The organism is Pedobacter africanus (assembly GCF_040548825.1).
GTDB lineage: Bacteria > Bacteroidota > Bacteroidia > Sphingobacteriales > Sphingobacteriaceae > Pedobacter > Pedobacter africanus_A.
Window position 1 is genome coordinate 384,219 of sequence record NZ_JBEPSL010000005.1, and the last position, 24,523, is coordinate 408,741.

Consider the following 24,523-nt stretch of genomic DNA (forward strand, 5'->3'; position numbering starts at 1 on the left):
TTGCAGGATGGACGGAAAAAGCAGAAAAGATATTTATCCCGGGCTGGAGGTAGACATCATCCTTAAAAAAGACCAGCGCAGTGGAAAGCTGACCCGTGGAATTGTTGCCAATTTACTAACGTCGGCTGCTTTTCACTCGAGAGGCATAAAAGTGCGATTGGAGGACGGACAGATAGGGCGGGTAGCAAATATTGTTGAATAAAATCCAAAACAATATATATTTGTAATTGTTTTAAAAAAAATGGGGATTATAAAATTCATATTAATTACATTACTGGTATTGTATATCATCAGGATCATCCTGCGCCTGGTATTTCCGGTAGTACTGAGGAATATGTTTGCGAAGGTGCAGCAGCAGGCTCAGGACCAGCACAAGCAGCAACAGCGTCAAAATAAACCGGAAGGATCCATCTCTATTGACTACATGCCTCCGCCCCCACCAAAAAAGGGCAATTCAGATAAGCTGGGCGATTTTGTAGATTACGAAGAAGTAAAATAAACATTTTTGAAAAAAGCTTGCAGCGAGTCCGGTAAAAATAAATCATTTTACTAAGTTTGGGGTTAGTTTAAATCTTAAACAAACCTTAATGAATAACTGGTTAAAAGCAAATGGCATTCACCTGGCCATAATTGGATTTTTTGTAATTATCTGTTTCGTTTATTTCAGTCCTGTTTTACAAGGCAAGGGCCCTGCGCAGAGTGACGTTCTGCAGGCTAAGGCAACTGCCAAGGAAATCATGGACTATAAAGCCAAAGATGGTAAAGGCCCGCTCTGGACCAACCAGATGTTTGGCGGTATGCCTGCTTACCAGATCTGGGTACAGCATCCTTATAACATTTGTACTTATGTGATCGACTTCATGAAAACGGTGTTCCCTGATCCCGTGGACGTGGTTCTGATGTATCTTTTAGGGGCATACCTGCTTTTCTGCGTGCTAAAGGTGAACCCCCTGCTGGCAGCAGCAGGAGCAATTGCATTTGCTTTCACCTCGTATAATTTTATCATTATTGCTGCAGGACATAGCAATAAGGCCCTTGCAATTTCATTTATTGCTCCTATCATTGCCGGGATTATTTTAACACTTAGAGGTAAATACTGGCTTGGCGGAAGTTTAACAGCCTTGTTTTTAGCCCTCGAGATCAGGGCAAACCACATCCAGATGACCTATTACCTGATGATTGCCCTGCTTGTTTTCATGGGCATAGAAATTTATCATGCGGTAAAGGAAAAGAAACTGGCGCAAATGGGCCGCTCGATGGGCTTTCTGGCCATTGCGCTGGTATTGTCGCTGATGGTAAATGCCGGTAAATTGTGGACTACTTATGAGTACGGCAAAGAATCGAACAGGGGTAAATCCAATTTAACTACTGACAGTGCGGAAGAGAAAAATGGACTGTCGAAAGAATATGCCTATGGCTGGAGCCAGGGTGTGGGCGAGAGTTTTACCTTTTTAATTCCTGACCTTTACGGTGGTGCAACTAGTATAGATGCATTGGTAAAGCCGGAAAGCAATACTTATAAGGCTTTGCAAAGTGTTACCGGAGGAGATCCGACACAGGCCATACAGCAACTTGCGGGGCAGATTGGCTTACAGCAATACTGGGGAGAGAAACCGGGAACCTCAGGACCTTATTATTTTGGTGCCATTGTGTGCTTTCTGTTTGTATTTGGCTTGCTCATTGTAAGGAACAGGTTGAAATGGTGGGTGTTAGGGACTACAATTTTGTTCATGCTGCTTTCATTTGGCAAGAACTTTCCGCTGGTTTCCGATCTCTTCTTCGAGTATTTCCCTATGTACAATAAATTCAGGGCGGTAGAATCTATCCTGGCTTTAGTGGGCCTGATGGTCCCTGTTCTGGCTTTCTTAGCCATAAAAGAGGCACAGGAAAGCAGCCTTGACCAGAAAACACTGGTTAAGAAATTGAGTATTGCTGGTGCCATAACCGGTGGTTTTACTTTGCTGGTAGCGGTAATGCCTACAGCATTTTTCAGTTTTACGAATTCCATGCACGGACAAATGGTTCAGGCGCTCACCCAAATTGCCCAGAACAATGCCAGTGTAGCACATAGCATTGCCAATGCTTTGGTGGAGGACAGGGTAGGTATAGCGCGTGCAGATGCTTTGCGTTCTTTGCTGTTCATTGCTATAGCTTATGGGCTGATGTGGGCTATGATTACTAAAAAAATGGGCCTGCAGATGGTGATGATTTTACTGGGACTTGCCGTGTTGATTGACATGTGGCAGGTAGACCGTCGTTATTTGAACAACAAGAATTTTGTGAGCAAAGCCGAGCTGAACAATCATTTCCAGGCCAGGGAAATTGACCATATGATCCTGGCAGATAAAGACCCGGATTACCGCGTACTGGACCTTACCATTTCTACTTTCTCTGATGCCAGTGCCTCACAATTCCATAAAACAGTTGGCGGCTATCATGCAGCCAAACTGAAACGTTACCAGGAACTGATCGACAAGCAGTTTTCAAAAAGCATCAACCAGGATGTAGTGGACATGCTGAATACGAAATACATCATTATGCAAGACCAGCAGAATGGCTCAATTAAAATGCAACGCAATGCTACTGCGGCCGGGCATGCCTGGATTGTGCAGACCGTTCAGTTTGCCAAAGATGCAGATGAGGAAATGAAAGCGATCAACAGTTTTGATCCGAAAAAAGAAGCTATTGTGGATGTCATGTATAAGGGGCTGATTGACGAGAAACGCCTGAGCCCAGGAACAGGTGCGTTCATCAAACTGGAGAGCTACCATCCGGATCATCTGGTGTATTCTTACAGTGCCCCGACAGATGTGATTGCGGTATTTTCGGAGATTTATTACGATAAAGGCTGGAACATGTACGTAGATGGGGCTAAAAAACCTTATTTCAGGGCCGATTACGTTTTGCGCGCTGCACAGCTTGAGGCTGGGAACCATAAAGTAGAATTTAAGTTTGAGCCTGTTTCGTATTATGCGGGCGAGAAAATTTCACTCGCGGGATCAATTTTATTGATAGCAGGATTGGGATTTGCGTTTTATTCTGAAAAAAAGAAGGGAAAAAATCAATAATATTGCTCATCGCCAAATCTTTTCTGAAGGACAAAGATTTGCATGTCTTCGAAACCCATTGATTTTTTCTGGTAAAAAAATATTAAACCCCGGCTGTTCAGTTGGGGTTTTTTATTATAACACTCTCTTAACTTATTGTTAATCTGAATATTCCACATTTGTGGAATAAACTAATGCCGCTATGCTGGAGTTGTTTTTTATAATATGCCTGATTGTGATTGTCGCACTTTTTTTTGGGCCGTATGAATTAACAATGGATGAAGACGATGTCTAAAAGAGAAGTTGATATAGCCGTAATCTCTGATGTACATTTAGGTACCTACGGTTGTCACGCTAAAGAATTATTGAAATACCTGAAAAGCATTAAGCCTAAAATGCTGGTCCTGAACGGAGATATCATAGATATCTGGCAATTCAGCAAAAGGTACTGGCCCGAAACACATATGAAAGTGGTGAGAAAACTGATGAAGTTTGTGGTAGAAGGCGTTCCGGTTTATTATCTGACAGGCAATCATGACGAGTTGCTGCGAAAATTTGCAGATATGCACCTGGGGGCATTTCATCTTCAGAATAAACTGGTGATAGAACTGGATGGTAAAAAGGCCTGGTTTTTTCATGGGGATATATTTGATGTGACCATGCAGCATTCCAAATGGCTGGCCAAGTTGGGGGCTGTGGGTTATGATACTTTAATTCTGATTAATAGTTTTGTAAACTGGTTCCTGGGGCTTATCGGACAGGAAAAGATGAGTTTTTCGAAGAGGATCAAGGCAAAGTTTAAAGATGCTGTTAAGTTCATCAACAGCTTTGAAAATACGGCGGCTGAGCTGGCCGTGGAAAAAGGCTATGAATATGTAATCTGCGGGCATATCCACCAGCCCGAGATGCGGAGCATCAGAACTGAGGAGGGAGCGGTAACTTATTTGAATAGCGGCGATTGGGTGGAGAACCTGACTGCTTTGGAATATTACGATAAATCCTGGAAAGTGTTTAAATATGAACAGAAGGATTTCGAGAAAGATGAAATCGAGGAAGGCGAAATGTCGGACGGTGAAGACCTGCATAGCAAGCTGGATGTACACACGCTGCTGCAAAAGATTAAATTAGAAATTGCCTAAGGCCTAAAAATTACGGATATTCGGTGCGGATGAAAATACTTTACGCCATACAGGGTACGGGTAACGGGCACATTAGCCGTGCCAGAGAGATTATACCCCTGTTACAGCAATATGGTGATGTCGATTTACTGGTAAGCGGTACGCAGGCTGATGTGAAGCTGGTTCAGGAGGTTAAATTTCAGCTACATGGTTTCAGTTTTATCTTTGGTAAAAAGGGAGGCGTGAATCACTATGAAACCTGGAAATCCATGAATCTGCCTCGCTTTGTAAAGGATATGCGTAGCATTCCCCTGGAAGATTATAACCTGATCCTGAACGATTTTGAGCCTGTAACGGCCTGGGCTTGTAAAAGCAGGGGCATCGAAAGTGTGGGGCTAAGCCACCAGGCGTCGTTCCGGTCCAGGAAAGTTCCTAAACCCAAGAGTATAGACTGGGCGCAGCTGGTGATGAAATATTACGCACCAGCTACACATTATATAGGTTTTCATTTCGACAGGTATGATGATTTTATTTATACCCCGGTGATCAGGGCAGGGATCAGGAATATGGAAACCAGTAATCTGGGACACTATACGGTTTACCTGCCCGCAATAGACGACCTGTACCTGGTACCTTTGCTGAAACAGATCCCCCAGGTACGCTGGGAAGTGTTTTCGAAGCACAGTAAGCAAAGTTATACCGATGGAAATGTAGCTGTGACCGCGGTGAACAATGAGTTGTTCAATAAAAGTCTGGCCTCATGCGAGGGCTTACTCACCGGAGGCGGTTTTGAGGGGCCTGCAGAAGCCTTGTTCCTGGGAAAGAAGTTATTGGTTGCGCCAATGAAGTTTCAGTACGAGCAGCAGTGCAATGCTTATGCGCTTAAGCAGTTTGGCTTACCGGTAATATGGGGAAGCAACAAGAACTGGTTGCCTGTAATTAAGGACTGGGTGGAACGTCCACAGACACATCAGTTTCATTTTCCTGATGAGACCGCTGCAGTAATTGATAAAGTTGTAAAGCAGTTTGCCAGATAATTTGCTTTACTTTGCCTTTAGGCATGATTAATCAATTTAGAAATTTAAACCCTGTAAACCTGCTCATTCTGTTCGCATATACCTTTTTTATGCGGATAGCTATATTTGCCGATCTTCCGGAGCATCTTAACTTTGAGTTCCTGGAGCCCTACACTAAGTTTTTTGTGAAGATACCAGTGCAGGATTTTTTTTCGCCCGCAGGGAATGTTTTTTTTGCAGGTATCATTATTTATGGTCAGGCTGTGCTGTTTAACCGGGTGATCAATAACCATGGATTGTTGAATAAACCTGGATTTTTGCCGGCACTGATGTATGTGACCGGAGCCAGTTTGTTTATGCCTTTTCTGGTATTAAGCCCTACGCTGATCTGTAATTTTCTGCTGATCTGGATGATGGACAAATTTCTGAAGATTGGAAAATCGCCCAATGCGATCATGATCATGTTTGATATCGGTATGATCATTGCCCTGGGTACGTTGATCTATTTTCCATTTATTGTAATGCTGGTGATGATATGGCTGACGCTGTTGCTTTACAGGAGTTTTAACTGGAGAGAGTGGGTGTCTGGGCTGGTTGGTTTTTTAACGATCTTCTTTTTTGTAGGTGTGTTTTACTACTGGAACGATAGTTTGTCGATGTTCTATAAGATATGGCTGCCGCTTGGTAATAAATTTCCTTCGGTTTTCAAAATAAAATATAACGATTATCTGGTACTGGTGCCTGTTCTGGTAATGATGGTGCTAGCCATTCTGCAGTTAAGGGAGAATTTTTTCAGAAGTTTTATCAGTACAAGAAAGGCATTTCAGATGTTGTTTTTTATGTTCATTGTGAGTATCCTGAGCTTTTATACGAAACCGGATTTTCGCCTCTATCATTTTTTGCTGTGTGTGCCTCCGGGAGCCGTTTTACTGGCCTATTATTTTTCGAATGCAAAAAGGAGATGGTTTTATGAGAGTTTATTCCTTATCCTGGTTTTTGCGATCCAGTACTTTTTGTTTGTTTAACTTTTTTTAACAATTGGACAGCTTGAAACTAGCTAAAGATTAATAGATTTGTGCAATGAAGTCCGGAGTAGTTAATGCATAACCTCGTTATAGATATAGGTAATACGAATAGTAAACTGGCTGTTTTTAATGGGAGAACATTGGTTGACTACCAGATTCTTCAGCAAATTACCCCGGCTGTCCTGAGCGGTTTAATCCAACAATACGAAGTGAGCAGTTCAACAATTTCGAGTGTTGACCGCATGAATGAAGCATTGGAAGAAGTAATTGCATTGCTGAAATCGAATACCAATTACGTTCCGTTTTCCACAAAAAACAATACCGGTATAAAAAACCATTACCAATCCATTGCAACCCTTGGTCTGGATCGCTGGGCAAAAGTGATCGCAGCGCAGCGCTGTTATCCCGGGAAAAATTGTTTAATGATAGATGCGGGTACCTGTATCACCTACGATCTGTTGAACAGTGCAGCAGAATATTACGGAGGCAGTATCAGTTTGGGCTTAACGATGAGGTTTGAGGCTTTGCATCATTTTACAGAGCGCCTGCCGCTGGTGAACTGGGACAATAAAGAGACTGAAGTGCCTGATGGAAGGGATACCATTACCGCAATTAAGAATGGGGTTTTACAAGGCGCAATTCATGAAGTAGAGGGGTTTATTGCCTCATATAATAATAAAAATACAGGCCTGACGGTATTATTGACAGGGGGTAACGCTGCTTTTTTGCTAGAACAATTAAAAAACAGCATCTTTGCGCCTCAAATTATTCACGATCCGTATTTGGTATTAAAAGGATTAAATGAAGTTATTGCATTTGAATATGTACAAAAAAATTAATTATATAGCAGCAGTAGTGTTATTGCTGGCCAGTTTTTCGGTTAAGGCACAGGTTACTTCACAGTCTCCTTATTCCAGGTATGGGCTTGGAAATGTTAAAGGTATGCTGTTGCCACAACTCCGGGCGATGGGTGGAATCTCTACTGCGGTCAATAAGCCGAGTACTTATTACAGCAATATCAACATGCAAAATCCTGCGTCTTATGCGGGCATTACCATGGCTACGGCGGATATAGGCATGAGTGCCGGATTTAAGGAGCTTAAAAAAGGAAGCCTTAGTGAAGGTAGCTTTAACTCCAGCCTAAGCCATATTGCATTGGCCTTCCCGCTTAAGGCTGGTCGTACCGGTTTGAGTTTTGGTCTCGTGCCTTATACAGAACTGGGCTACGAGTATACCAATACGGAGCAGCTGGATACCACTACTGTGAACAAACTGTATGCCGGTGAGGGCGGTTTAACCAAGGCCTATTTCGGTTTAGGGCAGCAATTCGGCGATCATTTCAGAGTCGGTGCAAATGTGGAATATGTTTTTGGTAACCTGATAGAAAGCCGTTCTACTGAACTTCAGGCTGCGGGAGTTTTAAATACCAAACAGCAGGATAAGAACAGTGTTGGTGGCATTGGATTTTCTTATGGCGCCCAGTATGAAATTCCTTTGAGCCTGAAGAGCAGGATTACATTAGGTTATTCAGGCTCGTACAAATCGAATATCAATACCAAGACAAGTTTTGTAGCTACCCGTTACAAGCTTAACAGTGTAGGAGAAGAAGAGCCAGCACTCGATTCAGCAGTTTTTCTGGAAAACAATTCTGCGAAACTGAAACTGCCTTTGGTGCATAATTTTGGGATTTCAATTCAAAAAGATAACAAATGGCTGATCGGTGCAGATTACAGAATGGGGAAATGGTCGCAGTTGAGTATCAATGGTGTGAACAATGGTTTGGAAGACAGCTGGGGATTCTCGGCAGGCGGACAGCTTACACCTGACATGACTTCGATTGGCAGTTACTTTAACCGTGTAGACTACAGGTTGGGCTTTACCTACGACAAGACTTATATCAAGATCGGGAACCAGGATGTGAAGCAGATGGCCGTGACTTTTGGTTTGGGGCTTCCGCTGGCGTTTAACAGGTATGCTTTCCATAAACTGAACTTTACTACCGAGCTTGGAAGAAGAGGGACGACGAGCAACGGGCTGGTGCAGGAGAACTACATCAATTTTCATATCGGCTTTACGCTTAACGATACCTGGTTCAGAAGGTTTAAATTTGACTAATGAAACGTCCGGGTATAATTTTTGGCCTGGTGATCCTTTGTGTGTTTCAGCTTTCGCTGTATTCCTGTGGTGAGGACGATCTGAAAAAAGCGGTAAAGCTGTCTAAGAAGATCAGTCTGGATACCAACCGAACGACTTCTGTTGAGATTATTTACAGTGATTCTGCAAAAGTTAAAGCCAAAGGCTTTGCGCCTATATTGAATGAGATTACTCCTGCAAATGGGGCTAAACTAGAGGAAATGCCCAAGGGCATAAAAATTCAATTCCTCGACGAACAGCAGAAAGTAACCGGTTCTATTACTTCTGATTATGCGATTATGAAGGATACGGAAAAGCTCATCATTTTTAAAAGGAATGTAATTGTGGTGAACCAGAACCTGACCTTTAATACCGAGGAACTGACCTGGGACCAGAACAAGCAGATGTTTTTTTCACCTAAAGGAGTAGTAACCCAGCCAGATGGTTCTTTTGCCAATGCAGTGGACTTTAGTGCACCCCAGGATTTCAGTTATTATAAGACCGGAAGTGGTTATGGGGAAACCTATCTGAAGGAAGGTTTCGGGGAATAATGAAGGCAAAATTGCAGCACTTATTTCCTTAATTTTTAATTACTTATTCAAATACAATTTAATGTTTTCTTTTTTTTGCAAAAGTTGTATCTTGCGCCCTCTTAAAAAAGATTTATAAATAAGAATATTATGGGATTAATGACATTTTTGCGGAATCGCGCAGGCTATATCCTGATTGGGGCCATCGGTTTTGCAATTGTTGCATTTTTAGTTGGTGATGCAATTAACGTAGGTAAGCCTTTCTGGGCCGAGTCTCAAAAAGTTGTGGGATCAGTTGACGGTGAAGAAATTAGCATAGATCAGTTTGGTCCGAAGGTAGACCAGAGTTTAGCTCAGTTTAAACAACAATACGGTTCAAGCAATGCACAAATGCAGGCCATGGCTGTAGATCAGGTATGGCAAGGTGAAGTTGCGGGAGTGCTATTGGGTAAAGAATACAACAGGTTAGGCCTGACGGTTTCGAGCGATGAATTGTTTGATTTACTGCAGGGAAAAAATCCGAGCCCGCTGATTGTTCAGTATTTTGGTAATCCGCAGACCGGTGAGGTTGACAGGGCGCAGGTGATTGCTTCATTGAAGCAGCAGGATAAAAACCCTCAGTTGAAACAACAGTGGGACCTTTTACAAAATGAGATTGAAAAACAGGCTTTACAGAAAAAGTATGCTAACCTGATCAGTAATTCCATTTATGTGACTACACTGGAAGCTAATGACGAGCACCAAAACCGTAACAAGCTGGCCAGCTTCAAATACGTAAGCCTGGATTATGCATCTGTTCCCGATGCAACAGTTAAACCAACGGATGCCGATTATTCTGATTATTATAACGAAAATAAAAAACGTTTTGAGAATCCTTCTGAGACGCGTTCATTTGAATATGTTTCATTTAGTGTAAATCCTACTAAAGAAGACTCTGCAGCTGTAAAAGCACAGGTAGATAAACTTGCTGCTGATTTCAAAAATGCAGGTAATGATTCCCTGTTTGCTGCTGTGAACTCAGATGTTAAAGTTCCTTATACCTATATGTCGAAAGGTAAATTAGATCCTGCTGTTGATTCAGTTGTATTTAATCTGCCTGCAGGTAGCTTTTATGGCCCTAGATTCTCAGGTAACTCTTATAAACTGATTAAGGTTATTGATACCCGTTTTTCTCCGGATTCAGTAAAGGCGAGTCATATTCTGATCGACCCATCTAAACTGGGCGGAGTGGATAAGGCTAAGAAACTGGCTGATTCCCTGAAAGGCCTGGTTCAGAATGGTGCGAGCTTTGCTGAACTGGCTGCTAAATACAGTATTGACGGTTCTAAGGACAAAGGTGGAGACCTGGGTACTTTTGGCCGCGGGCAAATGGTGCCGGTTTTTGAAGATGCTGCATTTAACGGTAAGGCAGGCGACCTGAAAGTGGTTGCTTCGCAATTCGGTGTACACCTGATCAAGATTGAGAAACAGGTGGGTTCTTCTAAGGTAGCCAAGCTGGCTTACATAGAAAAAGGCCTGGTTTCAAGTAATAAAACAAGAGATGCTGCTTACAAAAAAGCAAGCAGCTTTATGAATGAGGTTAAAAACAACAACTTTGCTGAACTGGCACAGAAAAAAGGCTATACAGTTGGTGTTGCGGACAAGGTTACCCCTACCCAGGGTTTTGCCCCGGGACTGGATAACCCGCGTCAGCTGATTCGTGATGCGTATTCAACCGATAAGGGAGAGATCCTTAAAGAAGTGTACCAGATGGATAATGCATATGTAGTTGCACGTTTGACCGATATTAAACCTAAAGGCGCACTTTCGCTTGAAGCAGTGAAGAAAGATATTGAGCCGATGGTACGCAATGCTGTGAAAGCTAAAATGCTGCTCGAAAAAGCAAACAAAGCTTTGCAGGGCGCCGGTAGTCTGGAGCAGGTTGCCCAGAAACTGGGTAGAACAGTTACCCCTGTTGAGAACATCGTATTTGCCAATCCAATTCTGCCGGGTGCCTCCCAGGAGAATAAGTTGGTAGGGGCTGTATTTGGTGCTCAACCAGGAAAGCTTTCCAAAGCGATTGACGGGACTCAGGGTGTATATGTATTCAGAGTAGATGGATTTAGTAAGCCTGCCCCTTTGGCAAATACCTATAAACAAAAAGAAGCGATGATGCAGATGGCTGCACAACGTTCTTTAGGCGCAGCTTTCCAGGCTTTACAGGACAGAAGCGAGATAAAAGACAATAGGGTGAAATTCTATTAAGCTTATTTTACGTAATTTTGTAGCCGGAAGTGATTGAACTTCCGGCTTTTTTATTGTTAAAGCGATGGATATTCAGGAAAATTTTGTTAACAAAGTAGCTGCAAGTGGTTTGATTACCCTTAATCTGGAGGATTATTTTCATCCGGGCGAAAGACTTGTTTATGATATCAAAGAAAACCTTTTTCATGGGCTGATGCTGCGGGAAAAAGATTTCAGGGAATTTATTAAGAACCACGATTGGCAGGCCTACAGTGGGAAAAACATTGCTGTCATTTGCAGTGCGGATGCCATTGTGCCTACCTGGGCTTACATGTTGCTGGCCAACAGGATGAAACCTTATGCAAATGAGGTAGTTTTTGGGAGCCTTGAAACCCTTGAAGCCGTTCTGTTTACCAAAGCGCTGGCGAAAATTGACGTGAATGCTTTTGCGGGGGAGCGTGTGGTAATTAAGGGATGTGCTGATATTGATGTTACGGTTGAAGCTTATGTAGAGATTACGAACCTGCTGACTCCGGTGGTGAAAAGCATAATGTACGGAGAACCTTGTTCTACGGTACCTATTTATAAGCGAAAGGATTAATTTGGATTGCTTTTTGTATAGCTTAGTTATGAGATCATCTTTTTTGTTTGTAATTTTTGCATTCCTAAGCTTTAAGGGCATGACCCAGGAGCTCCCTTTTGTGAAGGACCCTGTTTTTCAGGCAGGTGAAAAACTGACTTATAAATTGAAGTATGGTTTTATCACGGCTGCAGAAGGGACACTCCAGGTACAGGAATCCGACCTTAAATTTGATGGAAAACCCACATTCAGATTGCAGGTAGATGCACAGACTTCAGGCACTTTTGATGTTTTCTATAAAATAAGGGACCATTATGATTCTTATATAGATAAGGACGATTTAAAGCCTTATTTCTACCAGGAGAACATCAGAGAGGGCAGTTACAGAAGGCAGGATAAGGCAAGGTTCAATCAGGATGCCAAAAAGGTGGTAGCTACTAAAGGGACATTTACTACGCCTACCACGCAGACTTTTGACCTGGTGTCGGCTTATTATTTTGCCAGGAGCCTGGACATCTCTAAAATGAAAATAGGCGACTATGTGAAGTTGAACTATTTTCTGGGCGACGAGATCAACCAACTGGAGATCCAGTTTACGGGAAGAGAGGAAGTGAAGACCAAGCTGGGGAAAATTAAGTGTCTGAAATTTAGTCCTTCCATTAAACCCGGGCGGATTTTCAGAAAGGACAGCAGGCTCTATCTCTGGATCACTGACGACGGTAACAGGGTGCCGGTAAAAGCACAGGTAGAAATTATTGTTGGGGCGGTAACCATGGAAATTAAATCGGCCGATGGGTTAAAGTACCCGCTGGCCATAGTAAAATAAAAATAATGATTGAAATACAGCATACACTGGTGCATGAAGACGTTATCTCGGAGAGTTTTGTATGTAACCTGAACAAGTGTAAGGGAATTTGTTGTGTAGAGGGTGATGCGGGTGCTCCGTTAGAGGTGGCCGAGACAGCTATCCTTGCCGATGTTTATCCTAAAATTAAGCATTTGCTTGAGCCCAGGGGCATCGCTGCAATTGAGGAACAGGGAACATCTGTGACAGATGCCGACGGTGACCTGACTACGCCATGTGTTGACGGGAATAAAGAGTGCGCCTATGTAACGTTTGAGAATGGCATTACTAAATGCGGGATAGAAAAAGGTTACGAGCAAGGGCTTGTAGACTGGCAAAAACCAATCTCCTGTCACCTCTACCCGATAAGGGTAACACAATATCCGGAGTTTGATGTCTTGAACTATGACAGATGGCACATTTGCCATGATGCCTGTTCTTTTGGCAGAGAACTTAAGGTGCCTGTATATCAATTTTTAAAAGGGCCACTGGTAAGAAAATATGGTGCGGACTGGTTTGCTGAACTGGAACACGCTGTGGCGGCTCCGGATCCGGAAAATTAAGCGTCATTTATTCGGGAAAAAATCTATCTTCGAAAAAGATAAACCCAATTGACCATTATTGAACATTAACCTCAAATTAAGATAACTTGAAAGGAATAATTTTAGCAGGCGGAAGTGGTACAAGACTTCATCCGCTTACCCTGGCAATGAGCAAGCAGATGATGCCTGTTTACGATAAACCAATGATCTATTACCCGCTGTCTATCCTGATGCTTGCAGGGATTAAGGAAATTCTGATCATTTCAACACCTCATGACCTTCCCAACTTTGAAAAACTATTGGGTGACGGGGCAGGCCTGGGATGCAAATTTTCTTATGCTGTACAAGAGCAGCCAAATGGTTTGGCCCAGGCTTTCGTTATTGGCGCAGATTTTATCGGAACAGACAAGGTGGCCCTGGTGCTTGGTGATAACATTTTTTATGGTGATGGGATGTCAAAGCTTTTGCAGGCCAGTGCAGATCCTGAGGGAGGAGTAGTGTTTGCCTACCGGGTTTCTGACCCGGAACGTTATGGCGTTGTGGAATTTGACGAACAGAATACAGCCATATCTATTGAGGAAAAACCAGCACAGCCGAAGTCGGACTATGCTGTTCCTGGTTTGTATTTTTATGACAATAGCGTTGTAGAAATCGCAAAAAATATCAAGCCTTCGCCGAGAGGGGAATATGAGATTACCGATGTAAATAAAGTATACCTGGAACAGGGGAAATTAAAGGTGGGGGTGTTGAGCAGGGGTACAGCCTGGCTGGATACCGGAACTTTTGCTTCGCTGATGCAGGCTGGTCAGTTTGTTCAGGTGATAGAAGAGCGGCAGGGGCTAAAAATTGGCTGTATCGAAGAGATAGCCTATCGAATGGGTTTTATTGATAAGGAACAGCTGCGTACCATCGCTACGCCACTGGTAAAGAGCGGTTACGGAGAATATTTATTGAAAATGATAAAATAAGCATGTGTTCAGCACCATGTATAAGATTTAAAGCCCCGGGTAATTCCGGGGCTTTTTTGCTAAAAAGTTTATGCTTTTAACAGGCGGAGCGTCTTTAAACAGAGAAAGATGCTAAAATCGTTTAATCATATGATAATATCATAAAATAATTAAAGCCAGAAATCCCGTCCTTTGAATAACCAAATATTTAAACCCAATGGCTAAAAACAAATATCTTTTTCCTTTTATCATGATCACCTCGCTATTCTTTATGTGGGGATTTGTCCATAATCTTGATCCGATATTGATTCCGCATTTGCAGCGGTCCTTTAGCCTCAGCACATTACAGGCCTCTCTGGTGGATTCAGCGGTGTTTATCGCCTATTTTGTGATGGCTTTACCAGCCGGGTTTATTATGAAGAAGTATGGCTATAAGGCAGGGATCATTTTTGGTCTCGTGTTGTTTGCCCTGGGTTCTTTTTTATTTATACCTGCAGCGAATACCCAGGCTTACGTATTTTTTCTGGGTGCGCTTTTTATCATAGCCTGTGGTCTTACTATTTTGGAAACAGCAGCAAATCCTTATGCTTCTTTACTCGGACCAAAGGAAACAGCTACTTTCAGGTTGAATTTTTCACAATCATTTAATGGCCTGGCGGCTACGTTGGCGCCAATTGTTGGTGCCAGGATTATTCTGATCAAAGGAGTTTCTGATGAAGAATTGAGCACCATGAGCAGCTCGGCGCAACAAATGGTGCTGGCCTCAGAGGCATCCTCTGTGAAGACACCTTACCTGGTATTGGGAAGTATCATATTAGTTATTGCCGTCATCTTTATCTTTTTAAAGCTCCCGGAGATTACAGAAGAGGAAAGCACAGGAGAGAAGCGCGGAATTATGGATGCGCTCCGGCACAGGCACCTTAGCTGGGCAGTAGTGGCACAGTTTTTCTATGTTGGCGCCCAGGTTTGTGTGATGAGCTTATTTGTGTTGTATGCTACTAAAGCAGCAGGAATTACCAAGGTCCAGGCTGCTGATTATTTGGGCTATGGTATGGGACTTGCATTTTTGTTCGGAAGGATTATTGGTACTTTTCTGATGAAGTTCATCAGTGCCGAACGGCTTCTGGTAATTTATGCAGTCATATGTGTGTTATTGAGTGGTTCGGCAATGTTTACGAGCGGCAATGTGGCTTTGTTTTCCGTAACAGGGATAGCTTTTTTCATGTCTATCATGTTCCCTACTATTTTTTCACTGGGTATAAAAGATCTTGGCAATGATACGAAGTTAGGCAGCAGCCTCATCATTATGTCTATTGTTGGCGGGGCCATACTCCCTCCACTTATGGGTTATATCAGTGATGAAACCAACAACATACAAATAGGTTATATAGTGCCATTGATCTGCTTTTTTGTCGTGTTACTGTTTGGTTTAAACGGGCATAAAGTGATAAAAGAAATTAAGAACTAAGTTATGAAGAGATATTGTTTGGCCCTGGACCTGGTTGATGATCCTGTGCTGATTGCGGAATATGAGGAGATGCACAAGAAGGTATGGCCTGAAATTTTGGAGAGCATTACTTCATCTGGAATTGAACAGATGGAGATTTACCGGACCGGAAACCGGCTGTTCATGATCATGGAGGTAAACGAGGGCTTCAGCTTTGAAAACAAAGGAGCTATGGATGCAGGGAACGAAAAGGTACAGGAATGGGAACAACGGATGTGGAAGTACCAGCAAGCGATTCCAGGTTCCAGGCCAGGAGAGAAATGGATAATGATGGATAAAATATTTGAGTTAAGGAGCTGAGATGTCAGTAAATACAGTGAAGAGTTTTTTACAAATCCACCCGGACGATAACGTACTGGTGGCTTTGCAGGATTTGCCAAAAGGGCAGATTATAGTGTGGAATGGCAAAGAGATCATTTTGCAGCAGGATGTGCATGCCAAACATAAGTTTTTTATAGACGATCTTGAGGTTGGAGGTATGGTGCTGATGTATGGTGTATTGGTTGGAAAGGCGACAGATTTTATCCCCAGGGGTGGGCTGATGACTACCGCCAATGTGCACCACGCCTCGCAGGATTATGCTTACCGGAAAGTGAATTATGAGTGGCAGGTGCCAGACATTTCGCAATTCGAGGGCAGAACTTTTAATGGTTACCATCGTACTGACGGACGTGTCGGGACAGCCAATTACTGGTTGTTTATACCTACGGTTTTTTGTGAAAACAGAAACCTGGATGTCATTAAGGAAGCTTTGTATAATACTTTGGGGTATGCAGTAACCGATAAGTATAAACAGTTTACAGAACAGTTGTTGGAAGCCTACCAGCATGGCGAAGATATTAGCTCTTTCAGCGCAGAAGGGCTTGCACCTGCAGCACCGCAGAAGAAAAGAGTGTTTAAAAATGTAGATGGAATTAAGTTTCTAAACCACCAGGGTGGTTGTGGTGGTACGCGGCAGGATTCAGCATTGCTGAGCCAGTTGCTGGCGGCTTATGCCGACCACCCGAATGTTGCCGGCATAACGGTGCTGAGCCTGGGTTGTCAGCATTTGCAGACCCAGAGTTTACTGGAAGATGTAAAAAGCAGGAACCCTTCCTTTGATAAACCTGTTTTGATATTTGAGCAACAGCAAAGCCAGAGCGAGGAACAGCTGATTAAAGATGCAATCCGGAAGACCTTTATGGGCTTAACGGAAATCAATAAAGCGGAGAGAAAACCTGCTCCGTTAAGTAAGCTTTGTGTTGGGGTTAAATGCGGGGGCAGTGATGGTTTTAGCGGCATATCTGCAAACCCCGCCGTTGGTTATACCTCAGATTTATTGGTAACTTTAGGAGCAAAGGTTTTGCTGGCAGAATTTCCGGAGTTGTGTGGCGCAGAGCAGAATATTATTGACAGATGTGTGAACGAGCCCACTGCCGGGAAATTTATCCGGCTGATGCAGGAATACGATGCACAGGCGCATGCGGTAGGCTCTGGTTTTCATATGAACCCTTCGCCCGGCAATATTAAGGATGGTTTAATTACGGATGCGATAAAGAGCACAGGTGCTGCAAAAAAAGCAGGTACCTCGCCCGTAGTCGATGTACTGGATTATACAGAGCCGGCAACGAAAGCGGGGTTAAGCCTGGTATGTACTCCAGGAAATGATGTGGAGGCTACAACAGGCAAGGCGGCAAGCGGTGCTACATTGATTCTGTTTACAACAGGATTGGGTACACCTACGGGTAACCCGGTATGTCCTGTGATTAAAGTGGCCACCAATACGGCCCTGGCTACGCGGATGAGTGACATTATTGATATAGATACCGGGGCAATCATCAGGGGAGAGAAAACGATTGAAGAAATGGGGGTTGAAATTCTGGAATATTGCATCAGGGCGGCAAGCGGAGAGGTAATTCCTAAAGCTGTTCTGTTGAACCAGGACGATTTTATCCCTTGGAAAAGAGGAGTTTCATTATAATTATTAAAAATGTTTAGTTTAAAAGGAAAGTCAGCAATTATTACAGGTGGGGGAAGTGGGATCGGTAAAGCCATATCCTTGCTTTTCGCCAGGCAGGGTGCATATGTTCATGTTATTGAATTGAATGCAGAAGCGGCAGCCCAGACTGTGAAGGAAATAGAAGCAGAAGGTGGAAAGGCAGCAGCACATGGTTGTGATGTAACCAGTCAGGCCGCGGTTGTTGCCGCATTTGAGCAGATTGGTGATATTGATATCCTGGTAAATAATGCAGGTATTGCTCATATCGGGCGTGCCGACAATACTTCGGAGGCTGATTTTACAAAGGTATTTGACGTGAATGTAAAGGGAGCCTACAATTGCCTTTACGCGGCCATTCCGGCAATGAAGCGTAAAGGGAAGGGGGTGGTGCTGAACATGGCATCTATAGGAGCCCTGGTTGGTCTGGCCGACAGGTTTGCCTATTCTATGAGCAAGGGTGCCATTTACGCGATGACATTGTCGGTAGCCAGAGATTACATGGCTGAAGGCATACGCTGTAACAGCATTTCGCCGGCAAGGGTACATACCCCTTTTGTAGATGGCTTTATTGCTAAGAATTATGCGGGACAGGAGGCAGAGATATTTGAGAAACTTTCTAAAAGTCAGCCTATAGGGCGCATGGGTAAACCTGAAGAGGTGGCCTCCCTTGCATTGTACCTGTGTTCGGATGAAGCCGGTTTTGTAACCGGGAATGACTATCCGCTTGATGGTGGTTTTATTAAATTGAACAACTAAACCGCAAACTTTTGTTATTTTAACAGGGTTAAATTAAAAAGGTGGTACTATTGATGCCGCCATTGAATCGAAAACATAAATAGCATATGAAACTAATTAGATGGGGAGCCGCCGATCAGGAAAAAACCGGTGTAATTTTAAACGATAAATGGTACGATACTTCAGCTTTTGGCGAAGATTATAACGAGCAGTTTTTTAATAACAACGGATTGGAGCGGCTGGCTGCATTTGTTAAAGAGAATGAAGGCAAACTGCCGGTTATTGATGCATCAGCAAGGCTGGGATCTCCGGTAGCGCGCCCCTCAAAAATTGTATGCATTGGACTGAACTATGCAGACCACGCCAGGGAAACCAATGCACCTATTCCACCCGAGCCAGTTATCTTTATGAAGTCAACCACTTCACTTACTGGCCCTTTTGATGATATTGTTATCCCAAAAAATTCGGTAAAAACAGATTGGGAAGTAGAGCTGGCCATTGTTATCGGTAAAAAAGCATCCTACGTTGAGGAAGCTGAGGCGTTGAACTATGTTGCAGGTTATGTATTGCACAATGATGTATCCGAGCGTGCCTTTCAACTGGAAAGAAACGGTACCTGGGATAAGGGAAAAGGCTGTGATACTTTTGCCCCTTTAGGCCCTTTTCTGGCAACACAAGACGAGATTGCTGATGTAAACAACCTGAGGCTATGGCTCAACGTGAACGGGCAGAAAATGCAGGATGGTAATACATCCAATTTTATATTCAATGTCCCTTTCGTAATTTCCTATGTGAGCCAGTTTATGACTTTGCTGCCTGGTGATGTGATCTCTACGGGAACACCGGCTGGTGTAGGCTTAGGCTTTAATCCGCCGATATACCTAAAGGAGGGTGATGTGGTGGAACTCGGTATTGACGGCTTGGGCACATCCAGACAGACGGTAAGGAACTATGTTAAAAATTGATGCCCATCAGCATTTCTGGATATACGACCCTGTAAGGGACAGCTGGATTAATGATGATATGGCTGTGCTGAGGGCGGATTTTATGCCACAGCAATTGCTGGCTTTGCTGCAGCAGCAAAATTTTGATGGCAGTGTTGTGGTACAGTCGGATCAATCGGATACCGAGAACATTTTTCAACTCAGGAATGCTGAGGAAAATCCTTTTGTTAAGGGAGTTGTGGGCTGGATTGACCTGCAGGCAGCAAATGTGACCGAAAGACTGGAGGAACTGTCGGGTTATGAAAAGATGAAAGGCTTCAGGCATATCCTGCAAGGTGAGCAGGACCGGGCACTGATGTTAAAGCCTGATTTTGTGAATGGCATCAGTAAACTCAAACAATTTAATTATACGTATGACATTCTCATCTTCCCCGACCAGCTGAAATATGCTGAAGAACTGGTTTCGAAATTTCCGGATCAGCCTTTTGTGCTGGACCATATCGCAAAGCCCGATATCAAAAACGGGACAACGGCTGACTGGAAAAAAGACATCATTGCCCTGGCTAAACATGAGAACGTAAGCTGTAAGGTTTCAGGCATGGTAACGGAGGCCGATTGGAAAAATTGGAAAGCCAGTGATTTTGAGCCTTACCTGGACATTGTTTTTGAGGCTTTTGGAATTGAAAGACTAATGTATGGTTCGGATTGGCCGGTTTGTCTTGTGGCAGCTTCTTATGCACAGACTTTGGGTTTAATGGAAACATATACAGCAAAACTCTCTGTAAATGAACAGGAATTATTCTGGGGTGGGAATGCAGTAAAATTTTATAATTTATAAATAAACAAGCAATCTATGGATCTGCAATTGAAAGATAAAGTTGTAATTGTGACAGGTGGTGCCAAAGGTATTGGTGAAGGTATTGTGCGTGTACTGGCAAAAGAGGGAGCTATTCCTGTAATTATTGGCCGAAATGAGCAGGACAACCTGAAAACGGTAAATGCCATACTTGCTGAGGGTGGCAAAGTATTTCAGGTGGCTGCTGAACTAACCAAACCTGCAGACACAGCAAAAGCTGTTGAAGCAGTGCTGGCAGAGTTTGGACGTATTGACGGACTGGTGAACAATGCAGGAGTAAATGATGGTATTGGACTGGAAAACGGGAGTTATGAAGGTTTTGTAGAGAGCTTGCATAAAAACCTGATCCATTATTATTTAATGGCACATCATGCTTTGCCTGCGCTGAAAGCATCAAAAGGCTCAATTGTAAATATCGGTTCAAAGGTTGCCAGTACCGGGCAAGGCGGAACTTCAGCCTATGCTGCTTCAAATGGCGGCAGGAATGCCCTGACCCGGGAGTGGGCGGTAGAATTGCTGCCTTATGAGATCAGGGTGAATGCGGTTATTGTAGCAGAATGCTATACGCCGTTGTATCAGAACTGGATCAATTCAATTCCAAATTCTGAAGAAAAGCTGGCTTCCATAAAAGCCAAAATTCCTTTTGGGCAGCGAATGACTACAGCCGAGGAGATTGCCAATGCTACTGTGTTTTTACTGTCGAATGCGGCTTCCGGTCATACCACCGGGCAACTGGTGCATGTTGATGGCGGCTATGTACACCTGGACAGGTCTATCAGCCCGGCATAATAGTTATATTAGAAAAAAACAGATACATTATTCGAAGACTGCATCTTTCGCTGAAAAAGCGAAAGCGCTGAGGTCTTCTCCTAACATATCTGTTTTTTTCTGTATTTATATAGCTTTCGTCTCTTCTTTCAGAAAGGCTGCTTCATCGGCAGTCAATAAAGGACTTAGTTTTTCGAATACCATTGCATTATAGCTGTTCAGCCATTCTACCTGCGCCTGTTCCAGTAATTCTTTCTTTACAATTTTGGTACTGATTGGAGCAATCGTTAAACATTCAAAGGCATAAAATTCATTGAATTCGTTAGTGATGTCTTTGATGGTATTGACCAGGTTCTCTATGCGGATACCATGTTTGCCGGGGCGATAGATGCCTGGCTCTACCGAGGTAATCATGCCTAACGCTACCGGTACAGGATTGGCTGTTGGGTTAAACACCTGCGGGCCTTCATGTACATTAAGAAAGTAACCAACACCGTGTCCTGTGCCATGGCCGTAGTTAATGGCATGCTCCCATAAAGGTTTGCGTGTAATGGCATCGATCTGGTAGCCGCAGGTACCTTTAGGAAAGCGCACTTTACAACCTTCTATCATGCCCTTTAACACCAGGGTATAGTCTGTCTTTTCTTCTTCAGTATTGTTGCCCATCGGGATGGTACGGGTAATGTCGGTAGTGCCATAGTGATATTGGCCTCCGGAATCTACCAGGAACAAACCCTCTGCTTTTACCTCGTAGTTACTTTCTTCCGAAGCGCTGTAGTGCGGCAATGCCCCATGCGCTTTATACGCGCTGATGGTAGTGAAGCTGTCGCCTACGAAGCCTTCCTGTGCAGCCCTGAATTTGCGCAGTTCTGCCGCTGCCGAAAGCTCTGTTATGGTAATTTTTCCGATGTTTTCTGAAAGCCATTTTAAGAAGCGGGTGATCGCTACGCCGTCTTTAAGCATGGCTGTTCGGGTATTGGCCAGCTCTGTTTCATTCTTAATGGCTTTTAGATTGGTACTCGGGTTGGTGTCTTTAACGATCTTAACGCCTGCAGGAATAAGTTTGTATAACCCAAAACAATTGCGTTTCGGGTCGATAAGTATACTGCTGTTTGATGGAATACCTGCTATTGCCTGTTCAATGTTCTGATAAGGATGTACTTCAACACCGCTTTGGGAAAGGCTGGCTTTTTCCTGGTCGGTTAGTTTAGCTGCATCAATAAATATCTGGGTACCCTCTGGGCTGATCAGCGCAAAACTCAGTACCACCGGATTGTAACTCACATCTTTTCCGCGGATGTTGAACAGCCAGGCCATATCATCGAGTGAAGAGATGAGGTGATGGCTTGCCCCCTGTTTTTGCAGGGTACTTTTTACCTGTGCCAGTTTAGCTGTTACTGATTGGCCGATGTGTTTTTCCTCAATTAAAAAGGCCTTTTCTGATGGAAGCTCAGGCCTGTTTTCCCAGATTGGGCTTAAATAATCCTTGCTTACCAGTGTAATTTCCTTTGCTCCCAGTTGCTGTGTCAATAAGTCGCCAAGCAATACCGAAAGCAGTTTGTCATCTGCAGCAACCTGCGCACCCGGGCCTAATTTCTCGGTTAACCACTGAATGTACTCGGGTGCATGCTGTACTTTTTGTTTTACCAGCTCAAATCCGCTGCCTTTAAGCTCGTCGGCCGCCTGTTCAAAATAACGGAAATCTGTCCATAAGCCTGCAAAATCCTGCGTAATGACCAGCGTACCGGCAGATCCTTTAAAACCAGAGGTAAAAGGAATGCATTTGTAACGGTCTGGCAGATATTCACTAATATGGGGATCGGCAGATGGAATGATATAGGCGCCTACTTTGTCGGCCTGCATTTGTTTGCGTATTTCAGTCAGTTTTTCCTGGTAAGTCATATACAGTTTTTTATTTCAGTTGTACGGTAGCAAAGCTATGAATTTATTCTTTTACAGTATAAATTCCGTAACTTCCGCGGTGATCAACAAATCTGTTGAGTTTACAGATAAAATCTACTAGATTTGTAGAGTATGCGATTGGCTGCCACAGGGGAAATAGAATTATTAGAGAAACTTAAACAGCAGGACTCGTCGGCCTTTGCCGCACTATATAACCTGTATGTAAGAAAGATCTATGCCTATGCCCTGGGAATCCTTAAATCGCCCGCTTTAGCAGAAGATGTTACGCAAGATACCTTTGTAAAACTCTGGGAACATGCCGGAGGTATTCATACAGACCGGTCGCTGCAGCCTTTTCTTTTTACCATTGCCAGAAATCAGTGCCTGAATGTGATCAAGCTGGCATCCCGCGAATCAAAAATTTCTGATGAGGTATTTGGGTATGCACTGGATCAGTCAGAAAATGGGCTGGAATATGTGGAGCGTAAACAGACAAGCGCATTTATAAGTCAGGCCATAGCACAGCTTCCACCACAGCGCAGGCTGATCTACGACCTTTGCCGGAACTACGGGTATTCTTATAAACAGGCCGCAGAGAAATTAGGCATTAAAGACAGTACCGTAAATAGTCAGATGGTGAAGGCATTAAAAACCATTAAAGACTTTATGGTCCGCAACGGGGCATTACTGCTGCTTTTGATCTATCGCAGTTAATTTTTAAAATTTATTTTTCATTGGAGTACATGTACCCCGCCTGTTAATTGTAATACTATAAAACAGGGAAAAGAAAATTGGAAAATCACATCAGGCAATTATTTGTAGATTTTATTTTGAATCGCTGTAACCCCGCGCAAATAAAGCAGGTGCAGGAACTGGTTGAAACCGGAGCTTATGAGCAGGAATGGCGTGCAGCACTGGAGGAAACGGAGCAGCATTTTTCGGGTACCGAGCATGGAGAACTGCCATTAAATGAGGGGGCACTTTTTGAGCGGATAAACCTGGTGATAAACAGCGGGCCGGTAATCCGCAAAAAGGGCCCATGGCTATGGATGGCTGCGGCCTCTTTATTGCTTATGGTTGCCGCAGGCCTTTGGCTAAACCAATCCAATGAAAAAATATCTGTACCTGCCCCGATAACGAAGGTTAAGCAGGAGTATCCTAAAGATACGACGCATAAATGGGTCAAGCTGCCTGATGGAAGTTCTGTACAGCTTAACCGCGGCAGCTACCTGGAATATGCAGATTCATTTGAAGGAAAGGCCTTAAGAGAGGTCCGCCTGATAGGGGAAGGATATTTTGACATTAAGCATGACGCCAGACATCCTTTTGTGATCCATACCGGCAGAATTAAAACAACAGTGCTTGGAACGGCATTTAACATCAGTGCCTATAAGGCAAATCAGGCAGTAACCGTAACGGTAACCCGCGGAAAGGTAAAAGTGGAGGATGAAAAGCGTGTATTGGCGGTTCTTACGCCAGACCAGCAACTGGCATGGGATGTTAAAAAACCGGAGCCTGTAAAAGCAAAGGTGAATGCAGAGGCAGTTACTGAATGGAAGAAGCATGACCTGATTATGGATGACATTACCCTTGAGCAAGCGGCACAGATGATTGCCACACGTTATGGTGTAAAAACCAATTTTAAGAACGAAAAGATGAAGAACTGCCGTTTTACTGCAGCTTTTCTGAACAGGGATGACCTTACACAGGTACTGAAGGTTACAGAGTCTGTTACCGGAGCTACCATAACTTTAAAAAATAACCTGGTAACTTTTGATGGCCAGGGCTGCTATAATTAATCAACTAAACCACTACAAATGAACAATAA

The 24,523-nt window shown here is 43.5% G+C and carries 24 protein-coding genes; 23 read left to right on the forward strand and 1 reads right to left on the reverse strand.

What is annotated here, in order from left to right:
* Window positions 1–7: 7 nt before the first annotated feature.
* From ABIE26_RS23430 to ABIE26_RS23530, 21 genes are all read left to right on the forward strand, one after another.
* A complete protein-coding gene (locus tag ABIE26_RS23430; protein ID WP_084238937.1) occupies window positions 8–202 on the forward strand; it encodes a YwbE family protein in 195 nt (64 codons plus the stop codon).
* Between the two features lie 39 nt (window positions 203–241).
* The gene (locus ABIE26_RS23435) at window positions 242–499 is read left to right on the forward strand and encodes a DUF4834 family protein (RefSeq protein WP_310145822.1); all 258 of its coding nucleotides are present in this window, start codon (window positions 242–244) and stop codon (window positions 497–499) included.
* Between the two features lie 88 nt (window positions 500–587).
* Window positions 588–3,068: a hypothetical protein gene (locus ABIE26_RS23440; protein WP_310145821.1), complete on the forward strand. Its 2,481-nt coding sequence runs from the start codon at window positions 588–590 to the stop codon at window positions 3,066–3,068.
* A gap of 266 nt (window positions 3,069–3,334) precedes the next feature.
* On the forward strand, window positions 3,335–4,186 hold the full coding sequence (locus ABIE26_RS23445; RefSeq protein WP_310145820.1) for a UDP-2,3-diacylglucosamine diphosphatase: 852 nt from the start codon (window positions 3,335–3,337) through the stop codon (window positions 4,184–4,186).
* 29 nt (window positions 4,187–4,215) lie between these two features.
* Window positions 4,216–5,202: a glycosyltransferase family protein gene (locus tag ABIE26_RS23450; RefSeq protein ID WP_310145819.1), complete on the forward strand. Its 987-nt coding sequence runs from the start codon at window positions 4,216–4,218 to the stop codon at window positions 5,200–5,202.
* Between the two features lie 23 nt (window positions 5,203–5,225).
* The gene (locus ABIE26_RS23455; RefSeq protein ID WP_310145818.1) at window positions 5,226–6,206 is read left to right on the forward strand and encodes a DUF6427 family protein; all 981 of its coding nucleotides are present in this window, start codon (window positions 5,226–5,228) and stop codon (window positions 6,204–6,206) included.
* A gap of 74 nt (window positions 6,207–6,280) precedes the next feature.
* On the forward strand, window positions 6,281–7,045 hold the full coding sequence (locus ABIE26_RS23460) for a type III pantothenate kinase (protein ID WP_310145817.1): 765 nt from the start codon (window positions 6,281–6,283) through the stop codon (window positions 7,043–7,045).
* Window positions 7,008–8,321, forward strand: a complete 1,314-nt coding sequence (locus ABIE26_RS23465; RefSeq protein WP_310145816.1) for a hypothetical protein — start codon at window positions 7,008–7,010, stop codon at window positions 8,319–8,321. Before ABIE26_RS23460 ends, ABIE26_RS23465 begins: the two co-directional genes overlap by 38 nt.
* Window positions 8,321–8,890 carry an LPS export ABC transporter periplasmic protein LptC gene (gene lptC / locus ABIE26_RS23470; RefSeq protein ID WP_310145815.1) on the forward strand — a complete coding sequence of 190 codons (570 nt, stop codon included), beginning with the start codon at window positions 8,321–8,323 and terminating at the stop codon, window positions 8,888–8,890. Before ABIE26_RS23465 ends, lptC begins: the two co-directional genes overlap by 1 nt.
* A 129-nt stretch (window positions 8,891–9,019) precedes the next feature.
* The gene (locus ABIE26_RS23475; protein ID WP_310145813.1) at window positions 9,020–11,113 is read left to right on the forward strand and encodes a peptidylprolyl isomerase; all 2,094 of its coding nucleotides are present in this window, start codon (window positions 9,020–9,022) and stop codon (window positions 11,111–11,113) included.
* Between the two features lie 64 nt (window positions 11,114–11,177).
* Window positions 11,178–11,693, forward strand: coding sequence for a DUF2480 family protein (locus ABIE26_RS23480; protein WP_310145812.1), 516 nt, complete (start codon window positions 11,178–11,180; stop codon window positions 11,691–11,693).
* 28 nt (window positions 11,694–11,721) lie between these two features.
* The gene (locus tag ABIE26_RS23485; protein WP_310145811.1) at window positions 11,722–12,498 is read left to right on the forward strand and encodes a DUF3108 domain-containing protein; all 777 of its coding nucleotides are present in this window, start codon (window positions 11,722–11,724) and stop codon (window positions 12,496–12,498) included.
* 5 nt (window positions 12,499–12,503) lie between these two features.
* The gene (locus ABIE26_RS23490; protein ID WP_310145810.1) at window positions 12,504–13,079 is read left to right on the forward strand and encodes a DUF3109 family protein; all 576 of its coding nucleotides are present in this window, start codon (window positions 12,504–12,506) and stop codon (window positions 13,077–13,079) included.
* An 86-nt stretch (window positions 13,080–13,165) separates the two neighbouring features.
* Window positions 13,166–14,026 carry a glucose-1-phosphate thymidylyltransferase RfbA gene (rfbA, locus tag ABIE26_RS23495; protein ID WP_310145809.1) on the forward strand — a complete coding sequence of 287 codons (861 nt, stop codon included), beginning with the start codon at window positions 13,166–13,168 and terminating at the stop codon, window positions 14,024–14,026.
* A gap of 196 nt (window positions 14,027–14,222) precedes the next feature.
* Entirely contained in the window at window positions 14,223–15,473 is a 1,251-nt protein-coding gene (fucP, locus tag ABIE26_RS23500; RefSeq protein ID WP_310145808.1) for an L-fucose:H+ symporter permease, read from the forward strand.
* 3 nt (window positions 15,474–15,476) lie between these two features.
* Window positions 15,477–15,812 (forward strand): L-rhamnose mutarotase, encoded by a 336-nt coding sequence (locus ABIE26_RS23505; RefSeq protein ID WP_310145806.1) that lies wholly within the window; start codon window positions 15,477–15,479, stop codon window positions 15,810–15,812.
* Between the two features lies 1 nt (window position 15,813).
* Window positions 15,814–17,472: a UxaA family hydrolase gene (locus ABIE26_RS23510; protein ID WP_310145804.1), complete on the forward strand. Its 1,659-nt coding sequence runs from the start codon at window positions 15,814–15,816 to the stop codon at window positions 17,470–17,472.
* Window positions 17,473–17,481: 9 nt separating this feature from the next.
* Window positions 17,482–18,246 (forward strand): SDR family NAD(P)-dependent oxidoreductase, encoded by a 765-nt coding sequence (locus ABIE26_RS23515; protein ID WP_310145802.1) that lies wholly within the window; start codon window positions 17,482–17,484, stop codon window positions 18,244–18,246.
* Between the two features lie 86 nt (window positions 18,247–18,332).
* Window positions 18,333–19,190, forward strand: coding sequence for a fumarylacetoacetate hydrolase family protein (locus ABIE26_RS23520; protein ID WP_310145801.1), 858 nt, complete (start codon window positions 18,333–18,335; stop codon window positions 19,188–19,190).
* Entirely contained in the window at window positions 19,177–20,007 is an 831-nt protein-coding gene (locus ABIE26_RS23525; RefSeq protein WP_310145800.1) for an amidohydrolase family protein, read from the forward strand. The genes ABIE26_RS23520 and ABIE26_RS23525 overlap by 14 nt, the downstream gene beginning before the upstream one ends.
* Before the next feature lie 15 nt (window positions 20,008–20,022).
* On the forward strand, window positions 20,023–20,814 hold the full coding sequence (locus ABIE26_RS23530) for an SDR family oxidoreductase (RefSeq protein ID WP_310145799.1): 792 nt from the start codon (window positions 20,023–20,025) through the stop codon (window positions 20,812–20,814).
* A gap of 105 nt (window positions 20,815–20,919) precedes the next feature.
* Here the strand turns inward: ABIE26_RS23530 and ABIE26_RS23535 are convergent, their stop codons facing one another.
* Window positions 20,920–22,695, reverse strand: a complete 1,776-nt coding sequence (locus tag ABIE26_RS23535; RefSeq protein WP_310145798.1) for an aminopeptidase P family protein — start codon at window positions 22,693–22,695, stop codon at window positions 20,920–20,922.
* A 132-nt stretch (window positions 22,696–22,827) separates the two neighbouring features.
* Between ABIE26_RS23535 and ABIE26_RS23540 the strand changes: the two genes are divergently transcribed.
* Together ABIE26_RS23540 and ABIE26_RS23545 are read left to right on the forward strand one after the other, a co-directional pair.
* Window positions 22,828–23,409 carry an RNA polymerase sigma factor gene (locus ABIE26_RS23540; RefSeq protein ID WP_310145797.1) on the forward strand — a complete coding sequence of 194 codons (582 nt, stop codon included), beginning with the start codon at window positions 22,828–22,830 and terminating at the stop codon, window positions 23,407–23,409.
* A 77-nt stretch (window positions 23,410–23,486) separates the two neighbouring features.
* The gene (locus tag ABIE26_RS23545; RefSeq protein WP_310145795.1) at window positions 23,487–24,494 is read left to right on the forward strand and encodes a FecR family protein; all 1,008 of its coding nucleotides are present in this window, start codon (window positions 23,487–23,489) and stop codon (window positions 24,492–24,494) included.
* The last annotated feature ends 29 nt before the right edge of the window (window positions 24,495–24,523 follow it).

Coding starts and splice junctions, on each gene's coding strand:
- ABIE26_RS23430 (WP_084238937.1), top strand. CDS start 8: ATGGACGGAAAAAGCAGAAAAGATATTTATCCCGGGCTGGAGGTAGAC.
- ABIE26_RS23435 (WP_310145822.1), top strand. CDS start 242: ATGGGGATTATAAAATTCATATTAATTACATTACTGGTATTGTATATC.
- ABIE26_RS23440 (WP_310145821.1), top strand. CDS start 588: ATGAATAACTGGTTAAAAGCAAATGGCATTCACCTGGCCATAATTGGA.
- ABIE26_RS23445 (WP_310145820.1), top strand. CDS start 3,335: ATGTCTAAAAGAGAAGTTGATATAGCCGTAATCTCTGATGTACATTTA.
- ABIE26_RS23450 (WP_310145819.1), top strand. CDS start 4,216: ATGAAAATACTTTACGCCATACAGGGTACGGGTAACGGGCACATTAGC.
- ABIE26_RS23455 (WP_310145818.1), top strand. CDS start 5,226: ATGATTAATCAATTTAGAAATTTAAACCCTGTAAACCTGCTCATTCTG.
- ABIE26_RS23460 (WP_310145817.1), top strand. CDS start 6,281: ATGCATAACCTCGTTATAGATATAGGTAATACGAATAGTAAACTGGCT.
- ABIE26_RS23465 (WP_310145816.1), top strand. CDS start 7,008: ATGAAGTTATTGCATTTGAATATGTACAAAAAAATTAATTATATAGCA.
- lptC (WP_310145815.1), top strand. CDS start 8,321: ATGAAACGTCCGGGTATAATTTTTGGCCTGGTGATCCTTTGTGTGTTT.
- ABIE26_RS23475 (WP_310145813.1), top strand. CDS start 9,020: ATGGGATTAATGACATTTTTGCGGAATCGCGCAGGCTATATCCTGATT.
- ABIE26_RS23480 (WP_310145812.1), top strand. CDS start 11,178: ATGGATATTCAGGAAAATTTTGTTAACAAAGTAGCTGCAAGTGGTTTG.
- ABIE26_RS23485 (WP_310145811.1), top strand. CDS start 11,722: ATGAGATCATCTTTTTTGTTTGTAATTTTTGCATTCCTAAGCTTTAAG.
- ABIE26_RS23490 (WP_310145810.1), top strand. CDS start 12,504: ATGATTGAAATACAGCATACACTGGTGCATGAAGACGTTATCTCGGAG.
- fucP (WP_310145808.1), top strand. CDS start 14,223: ATGGCTAAAAACAAATATCTTTTTCCTTTTATCATGATCACCTCGCTA.
- ABIE26_RS23505 (WP_310145806.1), top strand. CDS start 15,477: ATGAAGAGATATTGTTTGGCCCTGGACCTGGTTGATGATCCTGTGCTG.
- ABIE26_RS23510 (WP_310145804.1), top strand. CDS start 15,814: ATGTCAGTAAATACAGTGAAGAGTTTTTTACAAATCCACCCGGACGAT.
- ABIE26_RS23515 (WP_310145802.1), top strand. CDS start 17,482: ATGTTTAGTTTAAAAGGAAAGTCAGCAATTATTACAGGTGGGGGAAGT.
- ABIE26_RS23520 (WP_310145801.1), top strand. CDS start 18,333: ATGAAACTAATTAGATGGGGAGCCGCCGATCAGGAAAAAACCGGTGTA.
- ABIE26_RS23525 (WP_310145800.1), top strand. CDS start 19,177: ATGTTAAAAATTGATGCCCATCAGCATTTCTGGATATACGACCCTGTA.
- ABIE26_RS23530 (WP_310145799.1), top strand. CDS start 20,023: ATGGATCTGCAATTGAAAGATAAAGTTGTAATTGTGACAGGTGGTGCC.
- ABIE26_RS23535 (WP_310145798.1), bottom strand. CDS start 22,695: ATGACTTACCAGGAAAAACTGACTGAAATACGCAAACAAATGCAGGCC.
- ABIE26_RS23540 (WP_310145797.1), top strand. CDS start 22,828: ATGCGATTGGCTGCCACAGGGGAAATAGAATTATTAGAGAAACTTAAA.